Genomic DNA, 19,010 nt, shown 5'->3' on the forward strand with positions numbered 1-19,010 from the left:
CTTTTTTATTGCCCCAAATTGGGCTTACTTGTCGATATCGAGCAAGTGGTTTTGCAACATATAGTTGATTACCTGCTCGGATGTTGATCCCGTAGAACCATAAACATGATTGTCACTATCTCCGGTTATGGACTCGAAGGTATTGTCAAGCAAGACAATCTCTTGTCTCACTTTGCTGCCATCAGCAGTCTTCACCTGCAAATGAACGTCACCCTCCTTCTCAAATACTGAAAGCAACGTAGCCAAGTTGGACTCGTTTTTGTTACCACTGTGATCCAACAGGTCGGATAAGTCCAACTTGTCTGAACGTGCAATATCCACATCCTTGAAATAATTAACCTTATTACTGCTCAACTGCCAGCCATCGCCATGCTGGACCTGGAAGTCAGTGATGTAATCAACTGGATGGGTTGGAAGCATATTTGAATTGCCTGAACCCTGAACTAATGCATCATCCCCCTGCTGCCAAAGGAAGGTATCGGCCCCCTCCTCACCACGCAGGTAGTCACTACCGGCCCCACCCAAGATCACATCATCACCACTGCCACCACGGATGAAGTCTCGATCCTTTCCACCATCCAGATAGTCGTTACCTGATCCCCCAAAGAGCAAGTCCACACCATCCTCGCCAAACAGGAAATCATTGCCCTGAGCGCCTTGCGCCACATCCCCCCAAGCCACAGAGGCATTGGCTGGGATCAGGTCACCATCCTCACGGGCAACACCATCAGCAGGCCGCAGTGTAATGGTGGCAACATCAGCTGTGACAAAATCAATTGCCTTGCTTAAATCGGGAGGATTGCTGCCGCTATTTCCCAAATACATCACATCATTGCCACGCCCACCTTCGACATGATCATTACCACCATAGGTATACACGGTATCGGCACTGTCTTTGTTGATGACTACACCGTCAGTACCATCCAGATAAATACCAGGTTGAGAGTAGTGGATGCCATTTATTTCGATGGCCGTATGGGCAGCTACGGAAGGCCTATCGCTACTCAAATATACCGAGTCATTCTGATCGCCGGTCTTGATCGCGTTACCATCGGGCACAACGTTCAACGTAACATTCGCGTTAACGCTGTCACCATCCCGGTCAACCACAGAGAAACCGATGGTTTCCTGATAGCCCATCGCAGCCTTGCTCGCGGCCTGATAGCGATAACTGCCATCATCCAAATCGATCACCAACTTGCCACCTGCCGCAGTCGTGATATTCAGCTCGTGAGTAGCGCTATTGTAGCTGGCTTTACTCCCCAAATTACTCGGGTTGGCACTGCCACCATCCCAGCTATACACCACCTTATCGACAGTCACTGAGGACAAACGACCGCCATCAGCCCCAAGACCGGCGCTCACAGAGCCCACCGTCAGCAGATTACCGATCACGTTCGGTGCTACGGTCTCCTGTAGCTGCGACGCCAACTCAGACTCTTTCTCTGCAACGAAGGCATCCACAGGCTTACTGGCATCAGCGCCATTGAAAGCAATCGGTTCCAGCGCCGAGATTGTTGCCCCCTCGCCTATCCCCACCGCATAGGCTGTGATCTTGTTGCTTTTCAGAAACGACTCCCAGTCGTCCTGTTCGTCCGAGTCAATACCAGTATCACGAGATGGCTTGTTTGGCTCACCGTCCGACAAGAAGTAGGCCACATTCTTCGCCCCAGCTATTGCACCAGTTTGCGTGAATGCCGCCTTAGCTTTCTCAAGAGCATCGTCATAGTTGGTATTACCACGATAATCCAGCCCATTGATAACCTGCTTAGCTATGGCAGCATCCACCCAGGTCACAGTCTTGATACTCGCACTATCAGAGAAGGTCACCAGCTGGACACGCACATCCCCCAACTCCTGATAGCGATCCAACAGCTTGATAAGTGCCTGCTGTGCCATCTCGAAACGAGTCAGACCGTTACTACCGTCTGGGCGTTCCCCCATACTGGTCGACACATCAAGCACCAGCATCAGATTGGTCGGTTGGGCAGTCATTTTCAGCACAGCCGAGCCATCAGTTACCACCGGTTTGTCATCCTCAACCTGAATAGTCAACGTGCCGGTACCGGTTACCTTCCCATCGCTGGCTTCTACACCGACATTGATCGCCAAGCGCCCTTCCACGTTGTCTGCATTGACATGATCCAGCGGCTTGAACAGATTGACGTTGTAATTGCCCTGCTTGTCGATGGTGACCGTCACGGCAGTCGGGCCGTCATTACCCACCTTGCCGGTAAGCATCATGCCATCGGCCGACACAGTCCACTTGATGTCTGTATCACCGGAAGTGATGCGTTCTGTCGGCGCGACCAGTTTAACTGATTGGATGATATCGCCATTAGCATCACTGATTGTCAGCTTGCCAGAAACCGAGGTGTCACTTGTACTATCCAGATTGGTGTCCTGACCACGGAAATCGGTGGTATCTATCAACCCGCCTGGCAGCCCCTCTTCGGATACTGCAACCGATGTAGCCGTAATGACCGGAGCAGCATTGGCGGCCAATACCTCAACCGGCAAGATAACTTTGCTAACGGCACTATCCAGAACGGTACCGCTAGATGTAACCTCCGTCGCTGTTGCCTTGACAACAAGGTTGTAATGACCAGGATCATTCACTTTCAGTTGCAGGGTGGACAGACTCCAACCTGTAACATCGACCTTGCGGGAGTCACCCACGATCACGCTGTGGTTAGCCGCATCTTTGAGCACAGCCCCCACCGGCAATCCTTCTATCTCGACAGACAAGCGTTCAGAACCATCTTTATCTACCAACTCAGCATCGATCTTGCCCAGCTTGATGAAGCTGTCTTCATACCCCTTGTTATCGACTGCCTGAAACTTGACATTGTCGAGAACAGCCCCGTAAGAATCTCCATTTCCTGAGGTGTCCTTGGACTCAAATACCAGTCGATATGTGCCGGTCTCCGGCACCTTCAACGGAACAGGCACCCCCTTCAACCAGCCGACAGACTTAGGTGAAAAATCATACAAATCAATGCGAGATTCGGGAATTTGACGACCATTAGCATCAAGCTGCACCAAAAACACCTTCAAACCACAGCTGGAAATGTCAATATTCTGTGGTGTCGTGCGAGCACTGATATCAAAGTTCAGCTGATAGAAACGGCCTGACTCACACTGAATGTCAGTGTAGAGCTGGCTCACATTCCTGCTACTTTCGATTTCCATCACCTGGTTCGTTGTACTGGTTGCCTTATTGCCCAAATAGACGGATTCTTTACCCACCTCAATCAGTCCACTGCCATTGGCGTGCCATTGACCAATAGCACCGGCACCATTAATAGAGTTGGGGTTAATGTTATCTTTCCATCCTTCTGAGCCTACCCCCACATTCTCAAAATCCATGGCAGCCAGGGAACTAAATGTCCCAACCTTCAGCGTCGGAGCATCAGCTTTCGGCGTCAGATCCACCACAACGCTTTTATCACTGGCAATAACCTGATTTCCCTTCAGTACATCAAACTTGATACTGGTGAGATCGTGGCCTTTGTTACCGACGCCTTTGTCATTCCCGTAAACATCGGCACCAGACACGTTATCTTCCGGGTCAAATTTCACCTTACCACTGTCGATATCGGCCTTGGTAAAGGTTTTGGTCTCGTTTTTACCCAACTCTTTGTACTGGTTAGTGCTTGCATCCAAATACCGGATCGTGCCGGTGCCATCCTGGTTACCGGAAATCCGGACGGTAGATGCGTTATCCGAGATCCCGAAAGACGCCCATGTCATAGTGACATCCGTATCCTCCACTCCCATCAGCATGGTTGGAGCTACGGTCGTCGGAACATTGCCATTCAGGGTCAGCACCGCTGAATTGGACACATCTCCATCGTTATCCTTGACGGTATAAGTAAACTCTTCTGTTACGGCACCAATAGCAGGCGTGTACTTGATCGAATCAACGACATAACCGTTCTGGTTACCGCTATAACCCAACACCAGATACTGGAAGGGGGTATTGGTCGAGATATTGAATGATTGCAAACCTCCATTACTGGAAGACGATACCAAGATACCGGAACCGACCAGCACGCCATTCGCATCATAAGCTTTCCAACTTGCGCTACCCTGTCCGCTATTAAGCTCGTTGATACCTATCTGAGCAAAATTGGATAGCGCCTTAAGCCCAATCACCAGCGATTCACCACTACCGATATCGTTGGTACCACCACCGCTTTGAGAGACACCAATACCGGGCTTGGCATTGTTGCCGCTGGTACGAACATCCACGAGTGCCGTTGCGCTATCGGTCAGGCCAGTCAAATTCAGTGAGGTGCCATTCAGCGGCAGCGAGTTATTCTGGAAGCCATATACAGCAAAGGCAGATTTCACCGCCGGACCACCTTCGACCGCCTGCACATCGGTATCCAGCTTGCTGGTATAGGTGTAGCTGCCATTGGCATTCACCGTAAGATCCCCATACTTGCCAGCTACGGTCACACTACCAACTGCGCCCAACTCGACAGCAGTACCATTCAAGCCTGTCACCGAGTGGACCGTGGCAGGTTTGGCAACCGAACTATCCACCACGGTGTCGTTTGCCAACAGGCTGATGCTTCCAGCGGTCTGGACATTCAAGCCTACGGCGAAGCTACCACTATCATTGGCAGCCAGCGGGTTGGTATCCAGAATGTTGATGTTGTATGTCACCGTCGAACCATCGGCCCTGGTGTAAGTAAACGAGTCGATGTCGGCAATCGAATCGGCATGATCTCGTACCGGCGCTTGGTAAACGAACTTGCCGTTCAACAGCGAGACAGTTCCTCCCAAGGCTGTCGCACCTGTAAAAGCAACACCATCAGCCACGTTCAGAACATTGTTCGAGGTACCTTCTACTACGTCTTGCAACGCTACTAACGAATCGTTGTCCAAGATGGTGGTGGTGACGGTGGCGTCGCTGTATTCCACCTTCTCGTACTTGCCCGCTTCGCTGAAGCTGCCGCCATTCAGACTGACCTTGAACTGCTCGCCGTTGTCCGCCAGCGCGTCGTTCACCGCCTTGGCGCTGAACACCTCGCCCACCGCAACGGTGGTCTTGCTCGCGCTGTAGTCAGCACTGCTGGTCGTGCCCAGGTTGCCAAAGCTCACGCTCACGTTGCCGGTCGGCTGGGTCGCCAGCACGTTACCGTTGGCATCCACGGCACGCACCACGTAGTAGGCGCTGGTTTCACCTTCTTCCGACACTGTGGAGCTGTCGACCACATTGCCCTGCGCATCCACCGCAAACAGTTTCAGCGTGAAGGCGGTGTCGTTGTCGCCCGGTACGTCCGGATCATTGCCGGTTTCGTCAGTGATGGTGGTGGTGACGGTGGCGTCGCTGTATTCCACCTTCTCGTACTTGCCCGCTTCGCTGAAGCTGCCGCCATTCAGACTGACCTTGAACTGCTCGCCGTTGTCCGCCAGCGCGTCGTTCACCGCCTTGGCGCTGAACACCTCGCCCACCGCAACGGTGGTCTTGCTCGCGCTGTAGTCAGCACTGCTGGTCGTGCCCAGGTTGCCAAAGCTCACGTTCACGTTGCCGGTCGGCTGGGTCGCCAGCACGTTACCGTTGGCATCCACGGCACGCACCACGTAGTAGGCGCTGGTTTCACCTTCTTCCGACACTGTGGAGCTGTCGACCACATTGCCCTGCGCATCCACCGCAAACAGTTTCAGCGTGAAGGCGGTGTCGTTGTCGCCCGGTACGTCCGGATCATTGCCGGTTTCGTCAGTGATGGTGGTGGTGACGGTGGCGTCGCTGTATTCCACCTTCTCGTACTTGCCCGCTTCGCTGAAGCTGCCGCCATTCAGACTGACCTTGAACTGCTCGCCGTTGTCCGCCAGCGCGTCGTTCACCGCCTTGGCGCTGAACACCTCGCCCACCGCAACGGTGGTCTTGCTCGCGCTGTAGTCAGCACTGCTGGTCGTGCCCAGGTTGCCAAAGCTCACGTTCACGTTGCCGGTCGGCTGGGTCGCCAGCACGTTACCGTTGGCATCCACGGCACGCACCACGTAGTAGGCGCTGGTTTCACCTTCTTCCGACACTGTGGAGCTGTCGACCACATTGCCCTGCGCATCCACCGCAAACAGTTTCAGCGTGAAGGCGGTGTCGTTGTCGCCCGGTACGTCCGGATCATTGCCGGTTTCGTCAGTGATGGTGGTGGTGACGGTGGCGTCGCTGTATTCCACCTTCTCGTACTTGCCCGCTTCGCTGAAGCTGCCGCCATTCAGACTGACCTTGAACTGCTCGCCGTTGTCCGCCAACGCGTCGTTCACCGCCTTGGCGCTGAACACCTCGCCCACCGCAACGGTGGTCTTGCTCGCGCTGTAGTCAGCACTGCTGGTCGTGCCCAGGTTGCCAAAGCTCACGTTCACGTTGCCGGTCGGCTGGGTCGCCAGCACGTTACCGTTGGCATCCACGGCACGCACCACGTAGTAGGCGCTGGTTTCACCTTCTTCCGACACTGTGGAGCTGTCGACCACATTGCCCTGCGCATCCACCGCAAACAGTTTCAGCGTGAAGGCGGTGTCGTTGTCGCCCGGTACGTCCGGATCATTGCCGGTTTCGTCAGTGATGGTGGTGGTGACGGTGGCGTCGCTGTATTCCACCTTCTCGTACTTGCCCGCTTCGCTGAAGCTGCCGCCATTCAGACTGACCTTGAACTGCTCGCCGTTGTCCGCCAGCGCGTCGTTCACCGCCTTGGCGCTGAACACCTCGCCCACCGCAACGGTGGTCTTGCTCGCGCTGTAGTCAGCACTGCTGGTCGTGCCCAGGTTGCCAAAGCTCACGCTCACGTTGCCGGTCGGCTGGGTCGCCAGCACGTTACCGTTGGCATCCACGGCACGCACCACGTAGTAGGCGCTGGTTTCACCTTCTTCCGACACTGTGGAGCTGTCGACCACATTGCCCTGCGCATCCACCGCAAACAGTTTCAGCGTGAAGGCGGTGTCGTTGTCGCCCGGTACGTCCGGATCATTGCCGGTTTCGTCAGTGATGGTGGTGGTGACGGTGGCGTCGCTGTATTCCACCTTCTCGTACTTGCCCGCTTCGCTGAAGCTGCCGCCATTCAGACTGACCTTGAACTGCTCGCCGTTGTCCGCCAGCGCGTCGTTCACCGCCTTGGCGCTGAACACCTCGCCCACCGCAACGGTGGTCTTGCTCGCGCTGTAGTCAGCACTGCTGGTCGTGCCCAGGTTGCCAAAGCTCACGCTCACGTTGCCGGTCGGCTGGGTCGCCAGCACGTTACCGTTGGCATCCACGGCACGCACCACGTAGTAGGCGCTGGTTTCACCTTCTTCCGACACTGTGGAGCTGTCGACCACATTGCCCTGCGCATCCACCGCAAACAGTTTCAGCGTGAAGGCGGTGTCGTTGTCGCCCGGTACGTCCGGATCATTGCCGGTTTCGTCAGTGATGGTGGTGGTGACGGTGGCGTCGCTGTATTCCACCTTCTCGTACTTGCCCGCTTCGCTGAAGCTGCCGCCATTCAGACTGACCTTGAACTGCTCGCCGTTGTCCGCCAACGCGTCGTTCACCGCCTTGGCGCTGAACACCTCGCCCACCGCAACGGTGGTCTTGCTCGCGCTGTAGTCAGCACTGCTGGTCGTGCCCAGGTTGCCAAAGCTCACGCTCACGTTGCCGGTCGGCTGGGTCGCCAGCACGTTACCGTTGGCATCCACGGCACGCACCACGTAGTAGGCGCTGGTTTCACCTTCTTCCGACACTGTGGAGCTGTCGACCACATTGCCCTGCGCATCCACCGCAAACAGTTTCAGCGTGAAGGCGGTGTCGTTGTCGCCCGGTACGTCCGGATCATTGCCGGTTTCGTCAGTGATGGTGGTGGTGACGGTGGCGTCGCTGTATTCCACCTTCTCGTACTTGCCCGCTTCGCTGAAGCTGCCGCCATTCAGACTGACCTTGAACTGCTCGCCGTTGTCCGCCAGCGCGTCGTTCACCGCCTTGGCGCTGAACACCTCGCCCACCGCAACGGTGGTCTTGCTCGCGCTGTAGTCAGCACTGCTGGTCGTGCCCAGGTTGCCAAAGCTCACGCTCACGTTGCCGGTCGGCTGGGTCGCCAGCACGTTACCGTTGGCATCCACGGCACGCACCACGTAGTAGGCGCTGGTTTCACCTTCTTCCGACACTGTGGAGCTGTCGACCACATTGCCCTGCGCATCCACCGCAAACAGTTTCAGCGTGAAGGCGGTGTCGTTGTCGCCCGGTACGTCCGGATCATTGCCGGTTTCGTCAGTGATGGTGGTGGTGACGGTGGCGTCGCTGTATTCCACCTTCTCGTACTTGCCCGCTTCGCTGAAGCTGCCGCCATTCAGACTGACCTTGAACTGCTCGCCGTTGTCCGCCAGCGCGTCGTTCACCGCCTTGGCGCTGAACACCTCGCCCACCGCAACGGTGGTCTTGCTCGCGCTGTAGTCAGCACTGCTGGTCGTGCCCAGGTTGCCAAAGCTCACGTTCACGTTGCCGGTCGGCTGGGTCGCCAGCACGTTACCGTTGGCATCCACGGCACGCACCACGTAGTAGGCGCTGGTTTCACCTTCTTCCGACACTGTGGAGCTGTCGACCACATTGCCCTGCGCATCCACCGCAAACAGTTTCAGCGTGAAGGCGGTGTCGTTGTCGCCCGGTACGTCCGGATCATTGCCGGTTTCGTCAGTGATGGTGGTGGTGACGGTGGCGTCGCTGTATTCCACCTTCTCGTACTTGCCCGCTTCGCTGAAGCTGCCGCCATTCAGACTGACCTTGAACTGCTCGCCGTTGTCCGCCAGCGCGTCGTTCACCGCCTTGGCGCTGAACACCTCGCCCACCGCAACGGTGGTCTTGCTCGCGCTGTAGTCAGCACTGCTGGTCGTGCCCAGGTTGCCAAAGCTCACGTTCACGTTGCCGGTCGGCTGGGTCGCCAGCACGTTACCGTTGGCATCCACGGCACGCACCACGTAGTAGGCGCTGGTTTCACCTTCTTCCGACACTGTGGAGCTGTCGACCACATTGCCCTGCGCATCCACCGCAAACAGTTTCAGCGTGAAGGCGGTGTCGTTGTCGCCCGGTACGTCCGGATCATTGCCGGTTTCGTCAGTGATGGTGGTGGTGACGGTGGCGTCGCTGTATTCCACCTTCTCGTACTTGCCCGCTTCGCTGAAGCTGCCGCCATTCAGACTGACCTTGAACTGCTCGCCGTTGTCCGCCAGCGCGTCGTTCACCGCCTTGGCGCTGAACACCTCGCCCACCGCAACGGTGGTCTTGCTCGCGCTGTAGTCAGCACTGCTGGTCGTGCCCAGGTTGCCAAAGCTCACGCTCACGTTGCCGGTCGGCTGGGTCGCCAGCACGTTACCGTTGGCATCCACGGCACGCACCACGTAGTAGGCGCTGGTTTCACCTTCTTCCGACACTGTGGAGCTGTCGACCACATTGCCCTGCGCATCCACCGCAAACAGTTTCAGCGTGAAGGCGGTGTCGTTGTCGCCCGGTACGTCCGGATCATTGCCGGTTTCGTCAGTGATGGTGGTGGTGACGGTGGCGTCGCTGTATTCCACCTTCTCGTACTTGCCCGCTTCGCTGAAGCTGCCGCCATTCAGACTGACCTTGAACTGCTCGCCGTTGTCCGCCAGCGCGTCGTTCACCGCCTTGGCGCTGAACACCTCGCCCACCGCAACGGTGGTCTTGCTCGCGCTGTAGTCAGCACTGCTGGTCGTGCCCAGGTTGCCAAAGCTCACGTTCACGTTGCCGGTCGGCTGGGTCGCCAGCACGTTACCGTTGGCATCCACGGCACGCACCACGTAGTAGGCGCTGGTTTCACCTTCTTCCGACACTGTGGAGCTGTCGACCACATTGCCCTGCGCATCCACCGCAAACAGTTTCAGCGTGAAGGCGGTGTCGTTGTCGCCCGGTACGTCCGGATCATTGCCGGTTTCGTCAGTGATGGTGGTGGTGACGGTGGCGTCGCTGTATTCCACCTTCTCGTACTTGCCCGCTTCGCTGAAGCTGCCGCCATTCAGACTGACCTTGAACTGCTCGCCGTTGTCCGCCAGCGCGTCGTTCACCGCCTTGGCGCTGAACACCTCGCCCACCGCAACGGTGGTCTTGCTCGCGCTGTAGTCAGCACTGCTGGTCGTGCCCAGGTTGCCAAAGCTCACGTTCACGTTGCCGGTCGGCTGGGTCGCCAGCACGTTACCGTTGGCATCCACGGCACGCACCACGTAGTAGGCGCTGGTTTCACCTTCTTCCGACACTGTGGAGCTGTCGACCACATTGCCCTGCGCATCCACCGCAAACAGTTTCAGCGTGAAGGCGGTGTCGTTGTCGCCCGGTACGTCCGGATCATTGCCGGTTTCGTCAGTGATGGTGGTGGTGACGGTGGCGTCGCTGTATTCCACCTTCTCGTACTTGCCCGCTTCGCTGAAGCTGCCGCCATTCAGACTGACCTTGAACTGCTCGCCGTTGTCCGCCAGCGCGTCGTTCACCGCCTTGGCGCTGAACACCTCGCCCACCGCAACGGTGGTCTTGCTCGCGCTGTAGTCAGCACTGCTGGTCGTGCCCAGGTTGCCAAAGCTCACGTTCACGTTGCCGGTCGGCTGGGTCGCCAGCACGTTACCGTTGGCATCCACGGCACGCACCACGTAGTAGGCGCTGGTTTCACCTTCTTCCGACACTGTGGAGCTGTCGACCACATTGCCCTGCGCATCCACCGCAAACAGTTTCAGCGTGAAGGCGGTGTCGTTGTCGCCCGGTACGTCCGGATCATTGCCGGTTTCGTCAGTGATGGTGGTGGTGACGGTGGCGTCGCTGTATTCCACCTTCTCGTACTTGCCCGCTTCGCTGAAGCTGCCGCCATTCAGACTGACCTTGAACTGCTCGCCGTTGTCCGCCAGCGCGTCGTTCACCGCCTTGGCGCTGAACACCTCGCCCACCGCAACGGTGGTCTTGCTCGCGCTGTAGTCAGCACTGCTGGTCGTGCCCAGGTTGCCAAAGCTCACGCTCACGTTGCCGGTCGGCTGGGTCGCCAGCACGTTACCGTTGGCATCCACGGCACGCACCACGTAGTAGGCGCTGGTTTCACCTTCTTCCGACACTGTGGAGCTGTCGACCACATTGCCCTGCGCATCCACCGCAAACAGTTTCAGCGTGAAGGCGGTGTCGTTGTCGCCCGGTACGTCCGGATCATTGCCGGTTTCGTCAGTGATGGTGGTGGTGACGGTGGCGTCGCTGTATTCCACCTTCTCGTACTTGCCCGCTTCGCTGAAGCTGCCGCCATTCAGACTGACCTTGAACTGCTCGCCGTTGTCCGCCAGCGCGTCGTTCACCGCCTTGGCGCTGAACACCTCGCCCACCGCAACGGTGGTCTTGCTCGCGCTGTAGTCAGCACTGCTGGTCGTGCCCAGGTTGCCAAAGCTCACGTTCACGTTGCCGGTCGGCTGGGTCGCCAGCACGTTACCGTTGGCATCCACGGCACGCACCACGTAGTAGGCGCTGGTTTCACCTTCTTCCGACACTGTGGAGCTGTCGACCACATTGCCCTGCGCATCCACCGCAAACAGTTTCAGCGTGAAGGCGGTGTCGTTGTCGCCCGGTACGTCCGGATCATTGCCGGTTTCGTCAGTGATGGTGGTGGTGACGGTGGCGTCGCTGTATTCCACCTTCTCGTACTTGCCCGCTTCGCTGAAGCTGCCGCCATTCAGACTGACCTTGAACTGCTCGCCGTTGTCCGCCAACGCGTCGTTCACCGCCTTGGCGCTGAACACCTCGCCCACCGCAACGGTGGTCTTGCTCGCGCTGTAGTCAGCACTGCTGGTCGTGCCCAGGTTGCCAAAGCTCACGTTCACGTTGCCGGTCGGCTGGGTCGCCAGCACGTTACCGTTGGCATCCACGGCACGCACCACGTAGTAGGCGCTGGTTTCACCTTCTTCCGACACTGTGGAGCTGTCGACCACATTGCCCTGCGCATCCACCGCAAACAGTTTCAGCGTGAAGGCGGTGTCGTTGTCGCCCGGTACGTCCGGATCATTGCCGGTTTCGTCAGTGATGGTGGTGGTGACGGTGGCGTCGCTGTATTCCACCTTCTCGTACTTGCCCGCTTCGCTGAAGCTGCCGCCATTCAGACTGACCTTGAACTGCTCGCCGTTGTCCGCCAACGCGTCGTTCACCGCCTTGGCGCTGAACACCTCGCCCACCGCAACGGTGGTCTTGCTCGCGCTGTAGTCAGCACTGCTGGTCGTGCCCAGGTTGCCAAAGCTCACGTTCACGTTGCCGGTCGGCTGGGTCGCCAGCACGTTACCGTTGGCATCCACGGCACGCACCACGTAGTAGGCGCTGGTTTCACCTTCTTCCGACACTGTGGAGCTGTCGACCACATTGCCCTGCGCATCCACCGCAAACAGTTTCAGCGTGAAGGCGGTGTCGTTGTCGCCCGGTACGTCCGGATCATTGCCGGTTTCGTCAGTGATGGTGGTGGTGACGGTGGCGTCGCTGTATTCCACCTTCTCGTACTTGCCCGCTTCGCTGAAGCTGCCGCCATTCAGACTGACCTTGAACTGCTCGCCGTTGTCCGCCAGCGCGTCGTTCACCGCCTTGGCGCTGAACACCTCGCCCACCGCAACGGTGGTCTTGCTCGCGCTGTAGTCAGCACTGCTGGTCGTGCCCAGGTTGCCAAAGCTCACGCTCACGTTGCCGGTCGGCTGGGTCGCCAGCACGTTACCGTTGGCATCCACGGCACGCACCACGTAGTAGGCGCTGGTTTCACCTTCTTCCGACACTGTGGAGCTGTCGACCACATTGCCCTGCGCATCCACCGCAAACAGTTTCAGCGTGAAGGCGGTGTCGTTGTCGCCCGGTACGTCCGGATCATTGCCGGTTTCGTCAGTGATGGTGGTGGTGACGGTGGCGTCGCTGTATTCCACCTTCTCGTACTTGCCCGCTTCGCTGAAGCTGCCGCCATTCAGACTGACCTTGAACTGCTCGCCGTTGTCCGCCAGCGCGTCGTTCACCGCCTTGGCGCTGAACACCTCGCCCACCGCAACGGTGGTCTTGCTCGCGCTGTAGTCAGCACTGCTGGTCGTGCCCAGGTTGCCAAAGCTCACGCTCACGTTGCCGGTCGGCTGGGTCGCCAGCACGTTACCGTTGGCATCCACGGCACGCACCACGTAGTAGGCGCTGGTTTCACCTTCTTCCGACACTGTGGAGCTGTCGACCACATTGCCCTGCGCATCCACCGCAAACAGTTTCAGCGTGAAGGCGGTGTCGTTGTCGCCCGGTACGTCCGGATCATTGCCGGTTTCGTCAGTGATGGTGGTGGTGACGGTGGCGTCGCTGTATTCCACCTTCTCGTACTTGCCCGCTTCGCTGAAGCTGCCGCCATTCAGACTGACCTTGAACTGCTCGCCGTTGTCCGCCAACGCGTCGTTCACCGCCTTGGCGCTGAACACCTCGCCCACCGCAACGGTGGTCTTGCTCGCGCTGTAGTCAGCACTGCTGGTCGTGCCCAGGTTGCCAAAGCTCACGCTCACGTTGCCGGTCGGCTGGGTCGCCAGCACGTTACCGTTGGCATCCACGGCACGCACCACGTAGTAGGCGCTGGTTTCACCTTCTTCCGACACTGTGGAGCTGTCGACCACATTGCCCTGCGCATCCACCGCAAACAGTTTCAGCGTGAAGGCGGTGTCGTTGTCGCCCGGTACGTCCGGATCATTGCCGGTTTCGTCAGTGATGGTGGTGGTGACGGTGGCGTCGCTGTATTCCACCTTCTCGTACTTGCCCGCTTCGCTGAAGCTGCCGCCATTCAGACTGACCTTGAACTGCTCGCCGTTGTCCGCCAGCGCGTCGTTCACCGCCTTGGCGCTGAACACCTCGCCCACCGCAACGGTGGTCTTGCTCGCGCTGTAGTCAGCACTGCTGGTCGTGCCCAGGTTGCCAAAGCTCACGCTCACGTTGCCGGTCGGCTGGGTCGCCAGCACGTTACCGTTGGCATCCACGGCACGCACCACGTAGTAGGCGCTGGTTTCACCTTCTTCCGACACTGTGGAGCTGTCGACCACATTGCCCTGCGCATCCACCGCAAACAGTTTCAGCGTGAAGGCGGTGTCGTTGTCGCCCGGTACGTCCGGATCATTGCCGGTTTCGTCAGTGATGGTGGTGGTGACGGTGGCGTCGCTGTATTCCACCTTCTCGTACTTGCCCGCTTCGCTGAAGCTGCCGCCATTCAGACTGACCTTGAACTGCTCGCCGTTGTCCGCCAGCGCGTCGTTCACCGCCTTGGCGCTGAACACCTCGCCCACCGCAACGGTGGTCTTGCTCGCGCTGTAGTCAGCACTGCTGGTCGTGCCCAGGTTGCCAAAGCTCACGTTCACGTTGCCGGTCGGCTGGGTCGCCAGCACGTTACCGTTGGCATCCACGGCACGCACCACGTAGTAGGCGCTGGTTTCACCTTCTTCCGACACTGTGGAGCTGTCGACCACATTGCCCTGCGCATCCACCGCAAACAGTTTCAGCGTGAAGGCGGTGTCGTTGTCGCCCGGTACGTCCGGATCATTGCCGGTTTCGTCAGTGATGGTGGTGGTGACGGTGGCGTCGCTGTATTCCACCTTCTCGTACTTGCCCGCTTCGCTGAAGCTGCCGCCATTCAGACTGACCTTGAACTGCTCGCCGTTGTCCGCCAGCGCGTCGTTCACCGCCTTGGCGCTGAACACCTCGCCCACCGCAACGGTGGTCTTGCTCGCGCTGTAGTCAGCACTGCTGGTCGTGCCCAGGTTGCCAAAGCTCACGCTCACGTTGCCGGTCGGCTGGGTCGCCAGCACGTTACCGTTGGCATCCACGGCACGCACCACGTAGTAGGCGCTGGTTTCACCTTCTTCCGACACTGTGGAGCTGTCGACCACATTGCCCTGCGCATCCACCGCAAACAGTTTCAGCGTGAAGGCGGTGTCGTTGTCGCCCGGTACGTCCGGATCATTGCCGGTTTCGTCAGTGATGGTGGTGGTGACGGTGGCGTCGCTGTATTCCACCTTCTCGTACTTGCCCGCTTCGCTGAAGCTGCCGCCATTCAGACTGACCTTGAACTGCTCGCCGTTGTCCGCCAACGCGTCGTTCACCGCCTTGGCGCTGAACACCTCGCCCACCGCAACGGTGGTCTTGCTCGCGCTGTAGTCAGCACTGCTGGTCGTGCCCAGGTTGCCAAAGCTCACGCTCACGTTGCCGGTCGGCTGGGTCGCCAGCACGTTACCGTTGGCATCCACGGCACGCACCACGTAGTAGGCGCTGGTTTCACCTTCTTCCGACACTGTGGAGCTGTCGACCACATTGCCCTGCGCATCCACCGCAAACAGTTTCAGCGTGAAGGCGGTGTCGTTGTCGCCCGGTACGTCCGGATCATTGCCGGTTTCGTCAGTGATGGTGGTGGTGACGGTGGCGTCGCTGTATTCCACCTTCTCGTACTTGCCCGCTTCGCTGAAGCTGCCGCCATTCAGACTGACCTTGAACTGCTCGCCGTTGTCCGCCAACGCGTCGTTCACCGCCTTGGCGCTGAACACCTCGCCCACCGCAACGGTGGTCTTGCTCGCGCTGTAGTCAGCACTGCTGGTCGTGCCCAGGTTGCCAAAGCTCACGCTCACGTTGCCGGTCGGCTGGGTCGCCAGCACGTTACCGTTGGCATCCACGGCACGCACCACGTAGTAGGCGCTGGTTTCACCTTCTTCCGACACTGTGGAGCTGTCGACCACATTGCCCTGCGCATCCACCGCAAACAGTTTCAGCGTGAAGGCGGTGTCGTTGTCGCCCGGTACGTCCGGATCATTGCCGGTTTCGTCAGTGATGGTGGTGGTGACGGTGGCGTCGCTGTATTCCACCTTCTCGTACTTGCCCGCTTCGCTGAAGCTGCCGCCATTCAGACTGACCTTGAACTGCTCGCCGTTGTCCGCCAGCGCGTCGTTCACCGCCTTGGCGCTGAACACCTCGCCCACCGCAACGGTGGTCTTGCTCGCGCTGTAGTCAGCACTGCTGGTCGTGCCCAGGTTGCCAAAGCTCACGTTCACGTTGCCGGTCGGCTGGGTCGCCAGCACGTTACCGTTGGCATCCACGGCACGCACCACGTAGTAGGCGCTGGTTTCACCTTCTTCCGACACTGTGGAGCTGTCGACCACATTGCCCTGCGCATCCACCGCAAACAGTTTCAGCGTGAAGGCGGTGTCGTTGTCGCCCGGTACGTCCGGATCATTGCCGGTTTCGTCAGTGATGGTGGTGGTGACGGTGGCGTCGCTGTATTCCACCTTCTCGTACTTGCCCGCTTCGCTGAAGCTGCCGCCATTCAGACTGACCTTGAACTGCTCGCCGTTGTCCGCCAACGCGTCGTTCACCGCCTTGGCGCTGAACACCTCGCCCACCGCAACGGTGGTCTTGCTCGCGCTGTAGTCAGCACTGCTGGTCGTGCCCAGGTTGCCAAAGCTCACGCTCACGTTGCCGGTCGGCTGGGTCGCCAGCACGTTACCGTTGGCATCCACGGCACGCACCACGTAGTAGGCGCTGGTTTCACCTTCTTCCGACACTGTGGAGCTGTCGACCACATTGCCCTGCGCATCCACCGCAAACAGTTTCAGCGTGAAGGCGGTGTCGTTGTCGCCCGGTACGTCCGGATCATTGCCGGTTTCGTCAGTGATGGTGGTGGTGACGGTGGCGTCGCTGTATTCCACCTTCTCGTACTTGCCCGCTTCGCTGAAGCTGCCGCCATTCAGACTGACCTTGAACTGCTCGCCGTTGTCCGCCAGCGCGTCGTTCACCGCCTTGGCGCTGAACACCTCGCCCACCGCAACGGTGGTCTTGCTCGCGCTGTAGTCAGCACTGCTGGTCGTGCCCAGGTTGCCAAAGCTCACGTTCACGTTGCCGGTCGGCTGGGTCGCCAGCACGTTACCGTTGGCATCCACGGCACGCACCACGTAGTAGGCGCTGGTTTCACCTTCTTCCGACACTGTGGAGCTGTCGACCACATTGCCCTGCGCATCCACCGCAAACAGTTTCAGCGTGAAGGCGGTGTCGTTGTCGCCCGGTACGTCCGGATCATTGCCGGTTTCGTCAGTGATGGTGGTGGTGACGGTGGCGTCGCTGTATTCCACCTTCTCGTACTTGCCCGCTTCGCTGAAGCTGCCGCCATTCAGACTGACCTTGAACTGCTCGCCGTTGTCCGCCAGCGCGTCGTTCACCGCCTTGGCGCTGAACACCTCGCCCACCGCAACGGTGGTCTTGCTCGCGCTGTAGTCAGCACTGCTGGTCGTGCCCAGGTTGCCAAAGCTCACGTTCACGTTGCCGGTCGGCTGGGTCGCCAGCACGTTACCGTTGGCATCCACGGCACGCACCACGTAGTAGGCGCTGGTTTCACCTTCTTCCGACACTGTGGAGCTGTCGACCACATTGCCCTGCGCATCCACCGCAAACAGTTTCAGCGTGAAGGCGGTGTCGTTGTCATCTACCACTGTATTGGTGATAGTGCCAGTGCTAACCAAATTCTCGTAATTGCCACCACTGGTCTTGTCGATAGTGACGCTCAGTGACTCTTCACCTTGCTGATAAATGTCATCACCACGAACCGGTACCAGCTCACTGTTGGCACTGCTGCTGCCCACCGGAATGGTGATCACCACCCCGTTGGAGAGGGTCACGGTCAGCGGGCTGCCGGTCACCGGGTTGCTGACGCTGGCGGTGTAGACAATGCTGCCGCCCTCGGTCACGGTCTGGCCGTTGGTTGCCGAGCTCAGGGTCACGGTGGTAGTGTCGACAGTGTCGACCACCTCGGTGGTCACCTTGCTGCTGGTGTCCAGCTGCTCGTAGTTGCCACCGCTGCTGCCGGTGATGCTCACCGTCAGGCTGCTGCCATCGTTGTAAACGTCGTCACTCGGGGCATCAATCGTCACGCTGCCGTTCAGCTCGCCCGCCTTGATGGTGATGCTGGCGCCGTTGGACAGGGTCAGCACCAGATCGCTTTGCGGGGCGTTATTGACGCTGACGCTGTAGGTGATTTGGCCACCTTCGTTGACTTGCGCCGGAGCGCCTAGGGTCACGGTGGTGGTGTCGACAGTGTCGTTAATCTGGGTAGTCGTTGAAGGTCCAGTGATAATCTGGTTGAAACCACCACCCTGAGTACCGGTAATCGAAACGGTGATCGTTGACGGATCGACATAAGGGCTGTCTACTGGAGCAGCAACAGTGACTGAACCGGAACTCTGGCCGACGGGAATGGTGATCACTGCACCATTTGACAGCTGAATAACCAAGTCAGAACCAAAAACAGGTTCATCTACTGTCGCAGTAAAGGTGATAAACCCACCTTCATTCACCTCTGCATCTGCACTCAAGACAAGGTTGGCGGAAGTAAGAAGAGGATCATCTTCACCAACGGCTTCAAGCGGTGGCTCACCATTGGTGTTGTAGGTGGTATCGAAGGTGGCTTCGGCAATAGTTGCGGAACCGGTACGGTCGATGGTGACAAAACCGCCGTTGCCACTGGCACCGGCAACGCCCCCAATACCGCCACCACCGGCAGCAGGTGCACCGCCTGCGGCAGAGGCTTCAAAGGCCTGGGTCGGGTCCGCGCCGCCCAAAATGGCCTGTTGTAGGGCACTGATATCATCAGGAGTACCTGCAGCGCCGTTTTGCGCCAACTGGGGAGCATCTCCCTCTTCGGCAGGCTCACTCTGTTCGCTGGCTGGTTGCACAGTGAACGACTGTCCGCCGCCCATGAAACTGGCGCCATCCGGCGACATGATTACCGCCCCTTTCGGCAGCACATCACCTTCAGCCAACAGCTTCCGGCTGCCATCGGCAGCAACCAGATAAATTTGTCCTTTGAGTTGGGTTACGGTTACGCCCTGTTCCAAGGTAACGGCATTGGTAATCATGTTCTCTCCTGAATCCTGATTTGAATGCAATAAGCCACAGCCTACTTTGCAGACTGAGGGAAAAAATAACCAGCTCGAAAATTCGAAAGGATAGACCGATTTGAGGCTGAACTGTTCAG

Annotated in this window: 1 protein-coding gene; it reads right to left on the minus strand. The window is 58.5% G+C overall.

The annotated features are described in order from the left end of the window. Window positions 1-24: 24 nt before the first annotated feature. Window positions 25-18,891: an immunoglobulin-like domain-containing protein gene (locus I6L47_RS09550; protein WP_216949202.1), complete on the minus strand. Its 18,867-nt coding sequence runs from the start codon at window positions 18,889-18,891 to the stop codon at window positions 25-27. Window positions 18,892-19,010 lie beyond the last annotated feature (119 nt).

This window comes from Aeromonas sp. FDAARGOS 1417 (assembly GCF_019046985.1).
In the GTDB taxonomy this organism is placed as follows: Bacteria; Pseudomonadota; Gammaproteobacteria; order Enterobacterales; family Aeromonadaceae; genus Aeromonas; species Aeromonas veronii.

Coding starts and splice junctions, on each gene's coding strand:
- I6L47_RS09550 (WP_216949202.1), bottom strand. CDS start 18,891: ATGATTACCAATGCCGTTACCTTGGAACAGGGCGTAACCGTAACCCAA.